The sequence below is a fragment of the Brevefilum fermentans genome (assembly GCF_900184705.1).
GTDB classification, from domain to species: Bacteria; Chloroflexota; Anaerolineae; order Anaerolineales; family Anaerolineaceae; genus Brevifilum; species Brevifilum fermentans.
The window spans coordinates 827916-843802 of the sequence record NZ_LT859958.1; the positions used below are offsets into that span (position 1 = coordinate 827916).

The following is a 15887-nucleotide window of genomic DNA, read 5'->3' on the forward strand; positions in this document are numbered from 1 at the left end:
CCCTCCACTTGACCGGTTGAAAAATCAATGCATTCTTTGCCAGGCAGACTGAACCGATGGCGCAAGCCCAGTCTTGTGTCAATGTTATCATAAAGGCATATCTTGTCAAGAAACTTTTTCTACTACATCTAAAATTTTCTTGTATACTTGGCGTATAAAACAAATCTTTCTACGGCTATGATTGCAAAGGAGAAGCATGCAAGAAACTCCCCCCAACCAACTGACGAAACGTAACTGGGCTGTCATGTTTGCCCTGGCGCTAACCGGGCAGATTGCCTGGGCTGTGGAAAACTCGTGGTTCAACACCTTTGTGTTCGATACCATCACGCCTGACCCGCGACCGATCGCGTGGATGGTAGCGGCCAGTGCGGTGACTGCGACTTTAACCACGTTGATCATGGGAACCCTCAGCGATCGCACGCGCACCCGCTGGGGAAAACGTCGACCATATATTTTGCTCGGGTATATCCTGTGGGGGCTTTCGACGATCCTGTTCCCGACGGTGGCGTATATTAAAATCACCTTGCTGGCTGTAGTCATGGTGGTTATTGCCGATTCGGTGATGACCTTTTTTGGTTCAACAGCGAACGATGCTGCCTTTAACGCCTGGACGGTGGATGTGGCTACCAGCGAGACACGCGGCCGAGTGGAGGGGGTGTTAAACCTGAGCGTCTTCCTGGCGCAGATTGTGGCAATGGTAGCTGCGGGGATGTTGATCGACGCTTTTGGATACTTTATTTTCTTTTACGCGCTGGGCGCCATTGTGATTTTGGTGGGGTTCCTGGGCGGGCTGTTCTTGCAGGAACCCGATGGTTCCCAGGAAGAACCCGTCTCTCGTCCTCCATTTTGGAAGGAATTCGCCGACCTGTTTTCCATTAACACCTTTAAAGAAAACCGTATGCTGTTTATTTTATTGCTCTTCATTATGATCTCCAGCATCGGGATGCAGGTATCCTTTCCGTATATGATCGTCTACCTGGAAAATTTCGTGGGCGTGACGAAAACGGAATTCAGTATTATTGGCGGGGCGGTGATGCTGGGATCGGGTGCGCTGGCGATTCCCTTTGGGATTGCGGCAGACCGTTGGCGCAAACGCTTGATCATTGCCATCGGGATCATCATCAGCAGCCTGGGTGGCATTGTGTTCTCAATGGTGCGCAGCCTGCCGCTGCTAGCCCTTTCTGGCTTGTTGTGGCAGGCATTTTCTGTGGCGGCTGGCATTGCCTCAGTCGCCTGGTTAAAGGATCTGCTGCCAGAAGAAAGCCGCGGCAAGTTCTTAGGGATACGCATGATCTTCTGGATCGCGATTCCCATGGTGATCGGTCCAGCCATTGGCTCCTGGTTGATCCGCTCGTATGGCATCCCGACCCATTTGGCAGGCCAGGAGGGCTTTATTCCGGTGCCGATTATCTTCCAGGTGGGGTCACTGATCACGCTGCTTTCGCTGATCCCCCTGGCGTTGACCCGCAAACAGAAGACAGTCCAAGATGAAAGGGATTGAGTCGCGGCTCACTGGCGGATATTGGGGGCGGTGGCAAGCCGTCAATCGGGAGTCGGCGATCTTTCATCAGTGGGCGCAACTGGAAGCGACCGGTTGCATTGATAATTTCCGCATTCTGGCAAAAGGGAAACCCGTTTCGCGTCAGGGCTTGTATTTCGCTGATTCGGATGCGTACAAATGGCTGGAGGCAGCTTGTCGCATCCTCGCTCAGGCGCCTGCGCCACGTTTAACCGAGCTGGTGGAAGAGTTCGTAGAATTGATCCGCGGGGCACAGGCGGAGGACGGGTATCTGTACACCTTTAATCAAATTCATTTTCCGAGAACCCGCTGGGTGAATCTACAAATTGAGCACGAACTTTACTGCCACGGGCACCTGATTGAGGCTTGCATCGCCGGGTACCGGACAACGGGGGATGAAGCGCTACTGGATATTGCCAGGCGGCTTGCGGACCGAATCACGGAGGATTTTTACGGTAAAGGACCGCGCTTGACCCCTGGGCATGAGGAAATTGAGATCGCCCTGCTGCGCTTGTTTGAAGTTACCGGGAATGAGGGTTATTTTAACATGGCGAGGCAGTTCGTGGAGCAACGCGGTAGAGACCGGTTTTTCGCCTTTGAGATTGTCAGACAATTTATCAGTAATAACCGGCGGGTGGAACAAGCGCAAAAGCAGGTTAATGAGGATCAGGCTGCGCCAGCCGAGCCCCTGCCAGCGGGCAACACGGCTAAAAGTCCTCCATTGAATCAACTGCGTTTTTATTTCAGCGCCCTAACCGGAAAGCTGCTGCAACAAAACAAGCCTCTGGCCAGCCAGGCTGTCCCGGTTGGGCATGCGGTGCGCTTTGCTTATTTGCAAACCGCCGGAGCCATGCTCGACCGCCTGTCCGGGACAGCAGGATACCGTGGGACGCTGGCGAAAAGCTGGCAGCATATGGTTCGGCGGCGAATGTACCTTACGGGCGGCGTCGGTTCACTGCCCGGGATTGAAGGCTTTGGCCGGGATTACGAGCTGGACCCGGCTGTGGCTTATGCTGAATCCTGCGCGGCATTGGGGAGCATGTACTGGAACCGAGAAATGTTAAAATTGACCCACGAAGCACAATATAGCGACCTGTTTGAGTGGCAACTTTACAATGCGGCTCTGGTGGGTATGGGCTGGGAAGGAACAGCCTACCTGTACAATAACCCGCTTGCATCAACGGGAGACATCGAGCGCCGGGCGTGGTACAAAGTGCCCTGCTGCCCATCCAACCTTTCTCGAACCTGGGCTGCTCTACAGGATGATGTTCTGGATTTCGACGATGAGGCGGTTTATATCCAGCAATATTTCAGCAGCCAGCACCGGCTGTCGATGCCGGATGGGGAGCTGGAGATGGATCTTGAAAGCGGGCTGCCCTGGTCTGGCGAGGTAAAGATTCGAATTGGTGCTGCACCCGGAAAACCGATCACGCTCAGGATGCGGCAGCCTTCCTGGGTGTCAGCGGTCAGGGTGGTATTGAATGGTGTGGATATCCGGCTGGTAAAACGCGCTCCTGCAGCAACCTTGATGCCACAAGAGGCAACCTGGTTAGAGATCACCCGCACATGGAAGGTTGGTGACCAGGTGATGCTGGACTTTGAACTACCCATTCGGATTTTGCACGCTCACCGGAAGGTCAGGTCGGTGAGCGGTAAGGTTGCCATCGCGCGCGGTCCTCTGGTGTATTGCCTGGAGAGCATTGATAACTCTGGCGTTGACCTTTTTGCGGCGCGGCTAAACAGCGCTAGCCTGGAGGCGCAGGTTTCCGAGTTGTTTGATGGGGCGGTGACTATCACTGGACGCGAAATTAGCGGCGCTGAATTGACTTTCATCCCCTATCATTTATGGGGCAACCGGGGTCCCTCACAGATGAGCGTATTTGTCAGGGTATAACAGTGCGGTTTTTCAGGCTGCGAGGAAACTATGGCGGATTGACCGGTCGTTGACTGCCGGAAGTCCGCCTGCTTTCTGCTTCGTTTTCTCCGACTTCGCTTCGAGATTGATCAAAATAATGTTATACTTAGAGGGTGTTTTAGATAAACATCTAATTTTTCTCATAAGCAGTGTGTGCAGTTTATTGAACAAGGAGTGATACGGATGCAAAAACAAATTAAAGCGCAAATTGACCGCATTGTTTCGGAAGGCGCGATCTATGCCGATGCCCGTTGGTACCCGGTTGAGGAGGAGGAATACCTTGCCATGTGGAACGGCAACCTGAAGAGCGCCAGCGCCTCACGAGAGAGCGGGATCGGCGTACGCGTGCTCTACAAAGGTGCCTGGGGTTTTTCAGCCTCTTCGGATATGAACAACCTGCCGGGAGTGTTTGAAAACGCCCTGGATAACGCTCGCACAGCAGCAGAGCGGGTGACCTTCCCGGTGCGCCTGGCGGAGAAGGACGCTATCCAGGCGAGTTTTACCAGCCCGAACCAGATTGACCCGTTCAACGTGACCTACGGTGAAAAAGTGGGCTTTCTCAAGCATATGGATGACCTGCTTAACCAGCCTGGTGTGGCTCAACGCATCGTCGGGTTGAACTTCATGCGTAAGCAAATCATCTACATCGATTCAGAAGGGAGTGAAATTGAAAAACACATCATTGAGGTCTTTCCTTCGATTGCTGTGATGGGTATGGATGAAGAAGGCATGGCGCACGAGCGCACCTTCCGCCCCTCTCGCCTGGGTGAGACCCGCGGTTGGGAAACCATCGATCAAGAGCTTTTCACTCGCGAATCTGAACGCATTGTGCGTGAGCTTAACCAGGTCTTGAAAGCGGAACCCTGCCCCAAGGACGACCGGTCGGTGATCCTTTTGCCGGGTATCATGTTCCTGCAAACCCACGAAACGATCGGTCACGCGCTGGAGCTGGACCGCATTTTAGGGTACGAACTGGCATTTGCCGGCGGTTCTTTCGTCACCCTGGATGATTTTGGCACCCTGCGTTATGGGTCGGAGAAGCTGACGGCGCGTGCCGATGCGACTGCCGTCAACAGCCCGGGCAGTTTTGGCTTCGATGATGACGGCGTTCCGGCGCAGGATAACCTGTTGATCGACAGGGGCATCCTGGTTGGAGCCATCACCGGGCGGCAAATGGTTGAAGAAGCCAATGCCACAGCGCGCAGGCAAATTTTCCAGGGCAGCAGCGGGGCTAATCGGGCGACCAGTTTTTTCCGAGTACCGATTGAACGTATGACCAATATCAATATCGATCCCGGCGATGATGGCACCCTGGAGGATATCATCAAGAATACTGAAAAGGGGATTGTGCTGGACGGCGACAAGAGCTGGTCGATTGGCTCGAACCGGGAACAATTTCATTTTGCTACCGAAATTGGCTGGCTGGTGGAGGATGGCGAGGTCACCCATGTGGTGAAAAATGCCACGTACAAAGGCGACACCCTTAAGTTTTATAATGCCCTGTCTGCCGTGGGCGATGAATCGACCTGGGAGTTGAAATACGTGGATAATTGTAGCAAAGGGCAGCCCAACCAGATCATGCAATTGGGTCATGGCATCCCCGTTTGCCGGTTTGATGATGTACGGATCGGAGAATAAAAAATGGACGAAAGAATCATTGCAAGATTACAAGAACTACGTCGATTTGCGATTGAAAAAGGCATTGTGGCTGAGTTCTTCTATCACGAAGAAGACAGCGCCTTGATGCGCTTTGCTAACTCGGCAATTTCATTGAATACAAACGAACACCTGGTGCGGCTGGAAATTACTGCCCACGAAGAGAATCGGCAGGCAAGTTTCTCGCTGATCACCAACCTTGACGCCATTGATGACATGAAAGATGGTGTACTGCAGGCTGCTGAGATCCTCAAACATACCCAGCCACTCAGCTATATGCCCTCGATCCCCGTTTATCAGGAAACCATTATTGAAGAAACGGCCTTCGATTCAAACCTGGCAGAGATCAGCAACGCAGAAAAGCTGGATTATTTTAACCGGGCTGTTGCCGGGATGGAAACGGACCAGATCAATTTGGGTGGCATTTTTTCCAGTGGAAAAAACGTGATTGCGATCATGAACACGAACTCGGAGCATGCCCTGGCTTTCGTTACCTCAGATGCGCAAATCACGATTGTGCTTTCACACAAAACCCTCAAATGGGAGGTGATTGCTGAGCAGTCTGCGCAGAAGAAAACAGATTTGAACCCTGCAGCACTGCACCGCCAACTGGCTTATTTGTTGGGGCATTACCAGAACGCGCCAGCAATACAACTTCCCCTGGGGCGGTATGACATTGTCTTCGGACCTGCAGCCATTGCTGAACTGGTCAATACCATGAATTGGATTGGTTTTAATGGCGGCATGATGAAGCGCGGTTTTTCCTTCCTTAAAGAAGAACACCTGGACACCCAGGTGTTGGGCAGCGCCTTCACCCTGGTGGATGATCCAACCCGAATTGAAACCTTCCCCTTCTCGGTTGATTTAACCGGGATCACGCGCAAGCCATTCACAATTTTTGAGCAGGGCACCTTTAAAGCCTTTACATGGAACCAGGATAGCGCCGATGAGTTTGGCGCCCAACCGACCGGGCATAGTGTGATGCATAAAAGCCTGCTGTTAAGCGGCGGTGACAAACCCATCAACACGCTTGAAGAGCTGGTTGAAGCCCCGCGCGACAAAGACGTGCTGTATATCCCCTATATTCATTACATGAACTTTGTTAACCCGTCCCAGGGGCTGGTCACTGGCAGCTCACGGTTTGGCGCCCTGTTGCTTAAGCAGGATGGAAGCGTGGTGGTGCCCTTTAACGTTCGCTTAACCCAGAGCTTGCTGGATATCTTCGGTGAAAAAATTGCATGGCTTTCCGATGGACAGGTGGTCTACAATGTTTCGGCAAGCTACGGCGCTCGCAATCCAACCGCCCTGATTGTGCCGAATTTCGTGTATGTAAAAGACCTGGAGATCTCACACGCGAATAGCTCCTATTAACCGTTGAGATTTCTTTTGCGGTAAAAAAATCTAATAAATCAGTCCGACGTTGACCAAAACAGCAGTATCAGGCAACGTTCGGACTGTTTTTTATAAACATCAATCCGCTTCCAATGGAAAAGAAATAATCAGGTATAATGGGGTGCGGGTAGGACAGACCTTCGATGTGCGCTTTGTACCTTATTGATATGCGATCATTTTTTTTGAATTATTATTTAAAGCGCCAGGTGCCTTTCCCTCATCAAGAATCGAATCGGGACAATTGCCCGGTTTGGGGACGAACATTGAAAATGCCAATTGGATGTCTGGTACGGGGCATTTTTCAACTGAGCATGGCTACATCACGAGCATCAGTTAGCTGAAACCAGTTCTAGATTGAACTGGTCTTTTAACTATTTTTTTACAGAACAAGGAGCGAAATATGAAAAAAACAATACGAGTGCTTCAGTGGGGATTAGGCGCCATGGGCAGCGGAATGGCCCGGTTGACGCTTGAAAAGCCAGGCTTGGAGATTGTTGCTGCCATTGACAGCTTCCCGGAATATGTGGGCAAAGACCTGGGTCAGGTGTTGGGTGTGGGTAAGGATTTAGGCGTGATCGTTACCGATCAGCCAGAAACCGTTCTTGACCGGGATAAGGTTGATATTGTCATCATCGCAACGACGTCCTGGGTGGCACACCAGATGCCTGACCTGAGAAAGATCATCAATGCTGGCATCAATGTCATCTCGATTGCTGAGGAAATGTCGGATGCTGAAGCGCAAAATCCCGAACTGGCTCAGGAACTGGATCAGCTTGCCAAACAGCAGGGCGTGACGGTGTTGGGAACCGGCGTCAATCCCGGTTATGTGCTGGACTTGTTGGTGATTGCCCTGACCGGTGGCTGCCATTCGGTGGACCGCATCGAAGCTTCACGGGTGAACGACCTGAGCCCCTACGGACCGACCGTGATGGAAACCCAGGGCGTCGGCACCACACCGGAGGTGTTCCGCCAAGGCGTTGCTGATGGAACCATCGTTGGTCATGTGGGTTTTCCGGAATCGATCCGTATGATCAGCGAGGCACTCGGTCTGGGCGTGGACCGCATCGAAGAGCACCGCGAGCCGATCGTGAGCAATGTTTTTCGCGAAACTCCCCATGTCAAGGTGGAACCGGGCATGGTGGCTGGTTGTGCGCATACGGGCATCGGGTACCGCGGTGACAAAGAAGTCATCCGGCTGATCCACCCACAGCAAATTCACCCCCAACTGGAAGACCAGGACACCGGTGATTATATCCACATCTACGGTGTGCCTGAGATCGATATGGCGATCAAGCCGGAGATCGCAGGCGGTATCGCCACCATGGGGATTGCGGTGAATATGGTCCCCCATGTTGTGGCTGCCTCACCGGGATTGAAGCGTATGATCGATCTACCCATTCCCGCCGCGTTGATGGGTGAGAGCGCATACCATCGGCGGATTTAATCCGATTCAACAGGAGAAAGATCAAGATGACAAAAATTCTCGCGGGAACATGGGTTGAGGTCGAAAAAATCATCCTGACCCCTGAAGAGCGTGCTCCTACGCTGCCCGAGGAAACCAAAAAAGTACCTTATGTGCTGAATGTATCCGGATTTTTGCTGGAGGATGCGGAGGTGGGTTCGCCAGCCCGGATCCGCACCATGATTGGCAGGGAGATGGACGGTACTTTGAAGACCGTCAACCCGAGTTACACCCACTCCTTTGGGACGGTTGTTCCTGAGCTGCTCGACATTGGACTGGGGGAGGATGTATGAATAACCGAGACATGTCCTATGAAGCCGTAATGAGCCGTAAAAATGAGATCATGAAGGCATCGTTAGGGATTGACTTTGATGATTTCATTCACTCGCCGATTACTTTCGATTATGAACGCATGATGGCAGAGACGGGTTACTCCCATGAGGATATCGCCCGCATTCAGCATGAGACCAAGGTGGGCAACACGCCCCTGTTCGAGCTGCACAACCTGACCCGGGCTGTGCGACGCATTTCACCGCCTGGCAAAGGCGCCCGCATCTTCCTTAAAGACGAGGCTGCAAACGCCTCCGGAAGCTTTAAAGCACGGCGGGCATCGATCAGCGCGTATGAAGCTGCAGCCAAGGGATATCGGGGGATGATCGCGGCGACCAGTGGAAATTATGGCGCTGCCGTGGCTTCTCAGGCGGTGCAGCGCGGGCTGAAGGCGATCATCATCCAGGAGGTATTTGACAGCCGAGGTGTTGGTCAACCTGAGATTATCGAAAAAGGTCGCAAGTGCGAAGCTTACGGCGCCGAAGTGCTCAAGCTTTCAGTGGGACCCGAGCTGTTCTACTTACTGTTGCGCACCCTGGAAGAGACTCATTATTTCAATGCCAGCCTGTACACGCCCTTTGGGATTCGGGGCGTAGAGAGCCTGGGTCTTGAGATCGCCCAGCAGGTGCGTGAGGAATGCGGGCAGGACCCGGATGCCGTGGTGATCACCCATGCAGGCGGTGGCAATCTGACCGGTACGGCGCGCGGTCTGCTGGCAGCAGGATGCGATGACACCCGGATCGTAGCCTGTTCGGTAGATTTGAGCGGGCTACACATGGCTTCAGACCGCGACTTTAACCGTAAATCCTTCACCACCGGGCATACCGGGTTTGGCGTGCCCTTCGCTACCTGGCCGGATCGGGTGGACGTTCCCCGCAATGCTGCACGCTCGCTACGCTATATGGATGAATACCAGCTGGTAACCCAGGGTGAGGTTTTTTATGTGACCGAGCTGCTCACCAAAATCGAAGGCATTGAGCGCGGCCCAGCCGGGAACACCAGCCTGACGGCAGCGATCACCCTGGCCCGGCAAATGGATCAGGACCAGGTGGTGGTTGTCCAGGAAACTGAATATACAGGCGCAGGCAAACATCACAACAGCCAGCTCAGCTTTGCCCGGGAAAATGGCATCGAAGTCCGGCGCGGCGACCCCGAAGAAAGCGTGCCCGGTCAATCGATTGTCATCCCTGAACGGCTGGAACAGGTGCGGGGCAAAGTGCAGGACATGGAGCGCCTGCGCAGTTCCTATCTGAAGAATGCAGCCAATCATCACCCTGTTGATCAGTGGGATGAGATTGATATTGGCTTTTTAGCAGCGGATCTGAAGGTGAATGAGGATTGGATCCGTCAACACATATCAACGTTGGGTGCTTGAACCAGCTGCACCCCAGGCACTTGAAATTTATTGAAGCTGGATTTTATGACCAGAGAAATGAGTAAAGGAAGTGAAAAAATGACAGATGATCGCATCGCCCGGTTTGAACAACGCCGGGAAAAATACAAAACAATGTCGGATGAAGCGTTAAAAGAACATTTTTGGGACCTTTGCAACCAGCTTGTCGCACCGATAGCCGAGCTGGCTCGTACACATACATCCCCCTCGATCGAGCGCGCTGTGTTGCTGCGTATGGGCATTGACAGCTTGAGCGCGCATGGGGTGGTGGATCGGGTGCTCCAGGCAGGACTGCTGGGCAAGGGCGCCGGGCACGTGCTTTTGCGTGTGGCAGAAAAGCAGGGTTGTGATATTCGAGAAGCTGCTGCCGCCATCCTGGAGGATAAGGATATCCTGAATAATTTGTTTGAGGAGGTGACACAATGAGCGCATTAAAACCGCTTAATCCCAATGAAAAGATGGATATTGAAGCCATCCTGACGGACCTGGAGAATTACCGTCCGCTGCGCAAAGGCTGGGTGTGGCGTAAAGTCATGGAAGATGGCGTCGACATGGGACCGTTTCACTTTCGTAATATGTCAGAGCCATTAAAAAACAGCATCGGTCTGCCGGCATCGAAGTATTTTGACGATATCGATCCGCAACCCGAGTGCGTGGTGACCACAGAAATTGCTTCTGGTCGCTTTGAGGATGACCTGCGGCGGATGCGCATGGCAGCCTGGCATGGCGCGGACCACCTGATGGTGATCCGGACCACCGGGCAGAGCCATATTGATGGGTTGATGGAGGGCACTCCTGAGGGTGTGGGCGGTGTGCCGATCACGCGCAAGCAGATCAGAGCCAGCCGCAAAGCCTGTGACCTGATTGAAGAAGAGGTTGGGCGACCAATTAACTTCCACAGCTACGTTTCTGGCGTGGCTGGGCCTGAGGTGGCTGTGTTGTTTGCTGAAGAAGGCGTCAATGGGGCTCACCAGGACCCGCAGTACAACGTGCTTTACCGCAACATCAACATGTATCGTTCTTTTGTGGATGCGGCTGAAGCCAAGCTCGTGATGACAGCAGGTCAGATTTTCCAGATTGACGGGGCGCATAATGCCAATGCTACCGCCAAAGCCGGCTGGCTGGTGATGCCCGAGCTGCTGGTGCAGCATGGGATTAACTGCGCTTATTCGCTTGCTTCGGGGATGCCCAAGGAGCTGATCGGGCTCTCCACGGTGCCGCCCAACTCACCACCGGCGCCAAAATTATGGTACGACCTGCCCTACGCAGTGGCTTTACGCGATTTCTTCTCTGATTTCAAGATGCGCGCCCAACAAAATACACGTTACATTGAATCGGATATCGAAGAGGCCATTCGGACTCACACGATTGACACCCTGATCTCGATGCTGACCAGCGCCGATATCCAAAGCACCATCACCCCTGATGAGGGGCGCAACGTGCCCTGGCATTACAACAATATCCGCGGTGTGCAGACGGTTAAGCAGACCTGGTCAGCCCTGGATGGGATTAAAGAACTGCTCAGCCTAAAGATGGACGGTCCATTGGGTGAGATGGCGCGCGATATTAAAGAGCGCGCAGTGGGCTTCCTGGAAGAAATCCTCGAGGTCGGTGGGTACTTTGCCGCAGTTGAGCAAGGCTTCTTTGTGGACTCGGCTCAATACCCTGAACGCAGCGGTGATGGCATTGCCCGGGACGGTCAGGGCGGGGTGGCGGCTGATTCGATCGTGCCGCGCGACCCCGATTACCTGGCACCGGTGTGCGCTCATTTTGGGAACAACAACCTGCCGGAGGGATTGGATCGTCCGTGTGATTTGATCGGAGGCTGCACGCTCTGCCATCCGGAAAAAATTGTCTATATCGACGAGCTGGATCCTGAGGATTCAGCGGACCGACGTTTGCAGGAGACCTATCCATACCGCAAGGGTCATCTGATACGACCCGAGGTGGAATGGGCAGGCGACGGGACGGTTCTGGTGCAGTTGATGGTTCCCGAGCAAGAGGATTACGCCCGCGAAGCCGGCCTGGAAATCGCCCGCCGAATGGGATTGGATGACCCCCAGGTGATCAACCTGATGGTGTTGCACCCGGCAGAAGGCTGCTATCTTGAGGTTAAAGGGAAGGTGACCTTTGACGTGGATCGCGACACTTTGAAGATCCCCGAGAAAATCGAATTACTTCCCGAAGAGGAACTGCGTGAAGCGGTTTTGAAGGTCGGCTTGACAGTGGTTGCAGGTACGGTCGGAGAAGACGAGCACAGTGTTGGTCTGCGAGAAATCCTGGACATCAAACACGGCGGCATCGAAAAATATGGCGTCAAGTACCATTACCTGGGCACCTCGGTGCCGATCAGCAAGATGATCGATGCCGCAATTGAAACCGGTGCTCAGGCGATTCTGATCTCGACGATCATCAGCCACGGCGATATCCACCGCATCCAGATGAAGCGACTGGTTGAGCTCTGCCAGGAAAGAGGCATCCGTGACAGGCTGATTCTGATCGCTGGCGGCACACAGGTGACACCTGATATGGCTGCTGAAACCGGACTGGACGCTGCCTTCGGACGCGGCACCAAGGGCATTGAAGTGGTCGATGCGATGGTGAAAACACTCAAGCAACGCGGCGTGCTGTAGAGGATCTGTGAACGAAGATGTCCTGACAATTGAGATCGGTTCGACCATCACCAAGGCGAATGCCTTCAGGCTGGGACCGGGGGGAATCTTTGAGCACCTGGCGCAGGGCTTTTCGACCACGACGGTGGCGGAAGGTGATGTTGGCATTGGCGTTGATGTGGCTTTGGCTGAGGTTGAAGCCAACCTGGGCCGATCTCTAAATGACCCACAAATTTTTATCAACAGTTCAGCCGCGGGCGGTCTGCGCATGACCGTCCACGGGCTGACTCAAAGTATGACTGCCAGGGCAGCCCGTGAGGCTGCCCTGGGTGCCGGTGCGATTGTTAAGCTGGTGACGGTTGGCGCCCTGGATGCCTACGACCTGGATGCTATCCGGGACATTAAGCCGAATATCATCCTGCTGGCTGGGGGCGTGGACTACGGTGAAAAGAAGATTGTGTTGCAGAATGCCGCAAGCCTGGCTTCCCTTGGACTTCAAATTCCCATCGTCTACGCGGGGAACGCGGTGATCCGCAAACCGATTAACGAAATATTTGATACAGCCGGGATTGAAACCCTGCTGGCTGACAATGTTTTTCCTGAAGTGGACGTTTTGAATATCGAGCCTGTGCGTTACCTGATCCAGCAGGTATTTAACCGTCATATCATCCACGGGCCGGGCATGAGCCGCCTGGGTGACCTGACCGACCATCAAATCCTGCCCACGCCGGGCGCAGTTTTACACGCTGCGGAATTATTTGCCGAAGCCTTGGGCGATTGTTTGGTCTTTGATGTGGGCGGTGCCACTACCGATGTGCACAGCGTCAGCGAGGGCAGTCGTGAGTGGGCAGACCGCCTGACCGAGCCAGAACCGCATGCCAAACGTACCGTGGAAGGCGACCTGGGTGTGTATGTCAATGCCCGCAACATCATCGAGATGGCAGCGGGTGAGGGCTTGCATTACCAGATCGAGAACTTAAAGGCTGTCCCCAAAACGGAACATGAGATGACCCTGACGCGCTGGCTGTGTACCCGGGCGGTGGAAACCGCCATTCGGCGTCATGCCGGCATGGTGGTCGATGTGTACACCCCAACAGGCAAGCGTCAGGTGGTGCGGGGAAAAGATCTATCGGCGGTTAAATGGGTGATTGGCACCGGCGGCGCACTGACGCGCATCCCGGGCGGTGCGGAGATTCTGCGTTCAATCTGCACCGGGCCGGGAAAATATCTGCTCCCCCTCCCGGATACGGCAGTACTGATTGACCGCGATTATCTCTTTTCAGCTTTTGGCACCCTGGCTGGAGTTTATCCCGATGCGGTCAAAAGCACATTTCTCGCCTGGGTTGAAAGTCAGGCTTAGCATTAGAAAGGACTTGATTGAATATGTACACTCCCCGACTCGAAATATTCCCCGACCGGATTGCTGAAAATGTCAGATACATCCTTGGGTTATGCCACGAGCATGGTGCACAGGTCGCATGTGTATCCAAAGTGCTGCGGGCGCACCCGGCGATTCAAAAAGTATTTAAAGAAGAAGGCGCTGACATGCTGGCGGATTCACGGACCGAAAACCTGCGCCTGGCTGCCGAAACCTACCCGGAGATGCCCCGTTTGATGTTGAGATTGCCTGCGTTGTGCGAGGTGGAGAACGTCATTCGCTATGCGGACTACTCGTTGAACTCATCCCTGGGGACGCTGGAAGCGCTGTCACAGGCGGCGGTGGGATTAAATCGGACCCACAAAGTGATCATCATGGTGGACGTGGGCGATCTGCGCGAGGGTGTGTGGCCGGATCGTGTGGTTCCGTTGGTGGAAAATGCCGCCCGACTGCCCAATATTGAGATTGCCGGTCTGGGCGCCAACCTGGCTTGTTATGGCGGGGTGATCCCTACGCCGGAGAACATGCGCACCCTGATTGATTGCCGGGATGCCTGCCGCCAGGCGACAGGCCTGCCCTTGGATATGCTCTCCGGTGGGAACAGCGCCAACCTGCCCCTGTTGATGGAGGGCGGCATGCCGCCTGAGATCAATCACTTCCGGATTGGCGAGGCGATCATCCTGGGGCGCAACGTGCTCGACCGTTCTCCCTTGCCGGGGACGCGCCAGGATGGCTTGCGGGTCGTGGCGGAAATTATCGAACTTGAAAGCAAGCCCTCGATCCCGATCGGACCACGCGGACAGGATGCCTTTGGCAACCAGGTTGAATTTGAGGACCGGGGTGTGCGCAAACGTGCATTGCTCAACATGGGTCGCCAGGATGTGGACATTGAAGGTCTGACACCGGAGGATGAGGGCATCATCGTGCTGGGCGGCAGCAGCGATCACCTGGTGCTGGATGTAAGCGATGCACATCAAGCGCTGCAACTGGGCGATGAGGTTGCCTTTATGCCAACTTACAGCGCGCTTTTAGCGGCTTCGACTTCGCCTTATGTTGAGAAAAAAGTTGTGCACGGATTATAATTGGGTTCGTCATGCTCTACCAGACTCACATCCGCATTCATCTGGATCATATTCGCTTCAATATTAACGGCATTCGCCAGGCCATTGGTGCTGAGCGCAAGCTGTTGATTGCGGTTAAGGCGAATGCTTACGGGCACGGCGCGGTGGAAGTCTCCCGAATGGCAGAGGAAATCGGTGTGGATTGGCTGGGCGTGGCTACGGTTCCGGAGGGCATCCAGTTGCGGCAGGCGGGTATCCACTTGCCGATTTTAAAGTTTTCACCGGTCTTTGAAGAGGAAATGGAAACGGCAGTCCACAACAACCTGGTGTTAACCGTCTGCGAGCTGGAAAATATCCACGCGCTGCAAGCTGCCAGTGCCGCAGCAGGAAAGCGGCAGCCTGTACACCTCAAGGTGGAGACCGGCATGGGGCGCATTGGTGTGTCCATCTCAGAAGCGCCAGCGCTGGCAACGTTCATCGATCAGCATTGCCCAAACCTGGAGCTGGAGGGGATTTTCACCCATCTGCCAATCAGCGATGACCCCGATCCCGATTACACCCGGGGACAGATTCAGCGCTTCAAGGCTGTAGCTGAGGATATCCATAAAGCCATTGGTCGCCGGGTAGACCTGGTGCATTGTGCCAATTCGGGCGCGGTGCTGGGGCATGATTCGGGATGGCTGGACATGGTGCGTCCGGGTGTGATGGTATATGGGACGTATCCCGACCCGCGCACCCCACGCACGATCCCCCTTAAGCCCGGGATGAGTTTTTACACACGCGTCTCATTTCTCAAATACGTAACCGCCGGGACGAGTATCGGGTACGGGCGCACCTGGTTTGCCCCGCAGGATACATGGATCGGCACCATTCCCGTAGGCTATGCGGATGGCTTTAATCGTCTGTTTTCAAACCGGGGCAGGGTGTTGATCAACGGGCGCTCGTATCGACTGGTGGGGCGGGTATGTATGGATCAGAGCATGGTTGACCTGGGGCCAACGACGGATGTGAAGGTGGGGGACGAGGTCGTGTTGATGGGCAGGAGCGGCGATGAGGAGATCACCTGTGAAGAGTGGGCGCAGACGCTGAATACCATCACCTATGAGGTGACCTGTCAGATCAACCCGCGTGTGACGCGCGTGTATTTACATTAATTGGGCAGGTTAATT

General features: G+C 54.2%; 12 protein-coding genes. All 12 read left to right on the forward strand.

The genetic code is table 11. The annotated features are described in order from the left end of the window. Positions 1-196: 196 nt before the first annotated feature. The gene (locus tag CFX1CAM_RS03730; RefSeq protein ID WP_087861721.1) at positions 197-1501 is read left to right on the forward strand and encodes an MFS transporter; all 1305 of its coding nucleotides are present in this window, start codon (positions 197-199) and stop codon (positions 1499-1501) included. After that, on the forward strand, positions 1488-3413 hold the full coding sequence (locus tag CFX1CAM_RS03735) for a glycoside hydrolase family 127 protein (RefSeq protein ID WP_087861722.1): 1926 nt from the start codon (positions 1488-1490) through the stop codon (positions 3411-3413). The genes CFX1CAM_RS03730 and CFX1CAM_RS03735 overlap by 14 nt, the downstream gene beginning before the upstream one ends. Before the next feature lie 204 nt (positions 3414-3617). Further along, on the forward strand, positions 3618-5072 hold the full coding sequence (locus CFX1CAM_RS03740; RefSeq protein WP_087861723.1) for a TldD/PmbA family protein: 1455 nt from the start codon (positions 3618-3620) through the stop codon (positions 5070-5072). 3 nt (positions 5073-5075) lie between these two features. After that, complete coding sequence (locus CFX1CAM_RS03745) at positions 5076-6461, forward strand: metallopeptidase TldD-related protein (protein ID WP_087861724.1); 1386 nt, start codon at positions 5076-5078, stop codon at positions 6459-6461. Positions 6462-6882: 421 nt separating this feature from the next. After that, positions 6883-7926 (forward strand): 2,4-diaminopentanoate dehydrogenase, encoded by a 1044-nt coding sequence (gene ord / locus CFX1CAM_RS03750; RefSeq protein ID WP_087861725.1) that lies wholly within the window; start codon positions 6883-6885, stop codon positions 7924-7926. Positions 7927-7952: 26 nt separating this feature from the next. Next, positions 7953-8237, forward strand: a complete 285-nt coding sequence (gene ortA, locus CFX1CAM_RS03755) for a 2-amino-4-oxopentanoate thiolase subunit OrtA (protein ID WP_087861726.1) — start codon at positions 7953-7955, stop codon at positions 8235-8237. Next, positions 8234-9649: a 2-amino-4-oxopentanoate thiolase subunit OrtB gene (gene ortB / locus CFX1CAM_RS03760; protein ID WP_087861727.1), complete on the forward strand. Its 1416-nt coding sequence runs from the start codon at positions 8234-8236 to the stop codon at positions 9647-9649. Before ortA ends, ortB begins: the two co-directional genes overlap by 4 nt. Before the next feature lie 78 nt (positions 9650-9727). After that, the gene (gene oraS, locus CFX1CAM_RS03765) at positions 9728-10093 is read left to right on the forward strand and encodes a D-ornithine 4,5-aminomutase subunit OraS (protein ID WP_087861728.1); all 366 of its coding nucleotides are present in this window, start codon (positions 9728-9730) and stop codon (positions 10091-10093) included. After that, positions 10090-12300, forward strand: coding sequence for a D-ornithine 4,5-aminomutase subunit OraE (gene oraE / locus CFX1CAM_RS03770; RefSeq protein ID WP_087861729.1), 2211 nt, complete (start codon positions 10090-10092; stop codon positions 12298-12300). The genes oraS and oraE overlap by 4 nt, the downstream gene beginning before the upstream one ends. Positions 12301-12307: 7 nt before the next feature. Further along, the gene (locus tag CFX1CAM_RS03775) at positions 12308-13639 is read left to right on the forward strand and encodes a glutamate mutase L (RefSeq protein ID WP_087861730.1); all 1332 of its coding nucleotides are present in this window, start codon (positions 12308-12310) and stop codon (positions 13637-13639) included. A 17-nt stretch (positions 13640-13656) separates the two neighbouring features. Beyond that, positions 13657-14739: an alanine racemase gene (locus CFX1CAM_RS03780; RefSeq protein ID WP_087861731.1), complete on the forward strand. Its 1083-nt coding sequence runs from the start codon at positions 13657-13659 to the stop codon at positions 14737-14739. 11 nt (positions 14740-14750) lie between these two features. Then, positions 14751-15872, forward strand: coding sequence for an alanine racemase (gene alr / locus CFX1CAM_RS03785; RefSeq protein ID WP_087861732.1), 1122 nt, complete (start codon positions 14751-14753; stop codon positions 15870-15872). Positions 15873-15887: the final 15 nt, after the last annotated feature.

What these genes read in the sequence shown, in the direction of transcription:
- CFX1CAM_RS03740 (WP_087861723.1), top strand. Translation starts at nt 3,618, where the DNA reads ATGCAAAAACAAATTAAAGCGCAAATTGACCGCATTGTTTCGGAAGGC.
- ortB (WP_087861727.1), top strand. Translation starts at nt 8,234, where the DNA reads ATGAATAACCGAGACATGTCCTATGAAGCCGTAATGAGCCGTAAAAAT.
- CFX1CAM_RS03745 (WP_087861724.1), top strand. Translation starts at nt 5,076, where the DNA reads ATGGACGAAAGAATCATTGCAAGATTACAAGAACTACGTCGATTTGCG.
- CFX1CAM_RS03730 (WP_087861721.1), top strand. Translation starts at nt 197, where the DNA reads ATGCAAGAAACTCCCCCCAACCAACTGACGAAACGTAACTGGGCTGTC.
- oraS (WP_087861728.1), top strand. Translation starts at nt 9,728, where the DNA reads ATGACAGATGATCGCATCGCCCGGTTTGAACAACGCCGGGAAAAATAC.
- CFX1CAM_RS03735 (WP_087861722.1), top strand. Translation starts at nt 1,488, where the DNA reads ATGAAAGGGATTGAGTCGCGGCTCACTGGCGGATATTGGGGGCGGTGG.
- alr (WP_087861732.1), top strand. Translation starts at nt 14,751, where the DNA reads ATGCTCTACCAGACTCACATCCGCATTCATCTGGATCATATTCGCTTC.
- ortA (WP_087861726.1), top strand. Translation starts at nt 7,953, where the DNA reads ATGACAAAAATTCTCGCGGGAACATGGGTTGAGGTCGAAAAAATCATC.
- ord (WP_087861725.1), top strand. Translation starts at nt 6,883, where the DNA reads ATGAAAAAAACAATACGAGTGCTTCAGTGGGGATTAGGCGCCATGGGC.
- oraE (WP_087861729.1), top strand. Translation starts at nt 10,090, where the DNA reads ATGAGCGCATTAAAACCGCTTAATCCCAATGAAAAGATGGATATTGAA.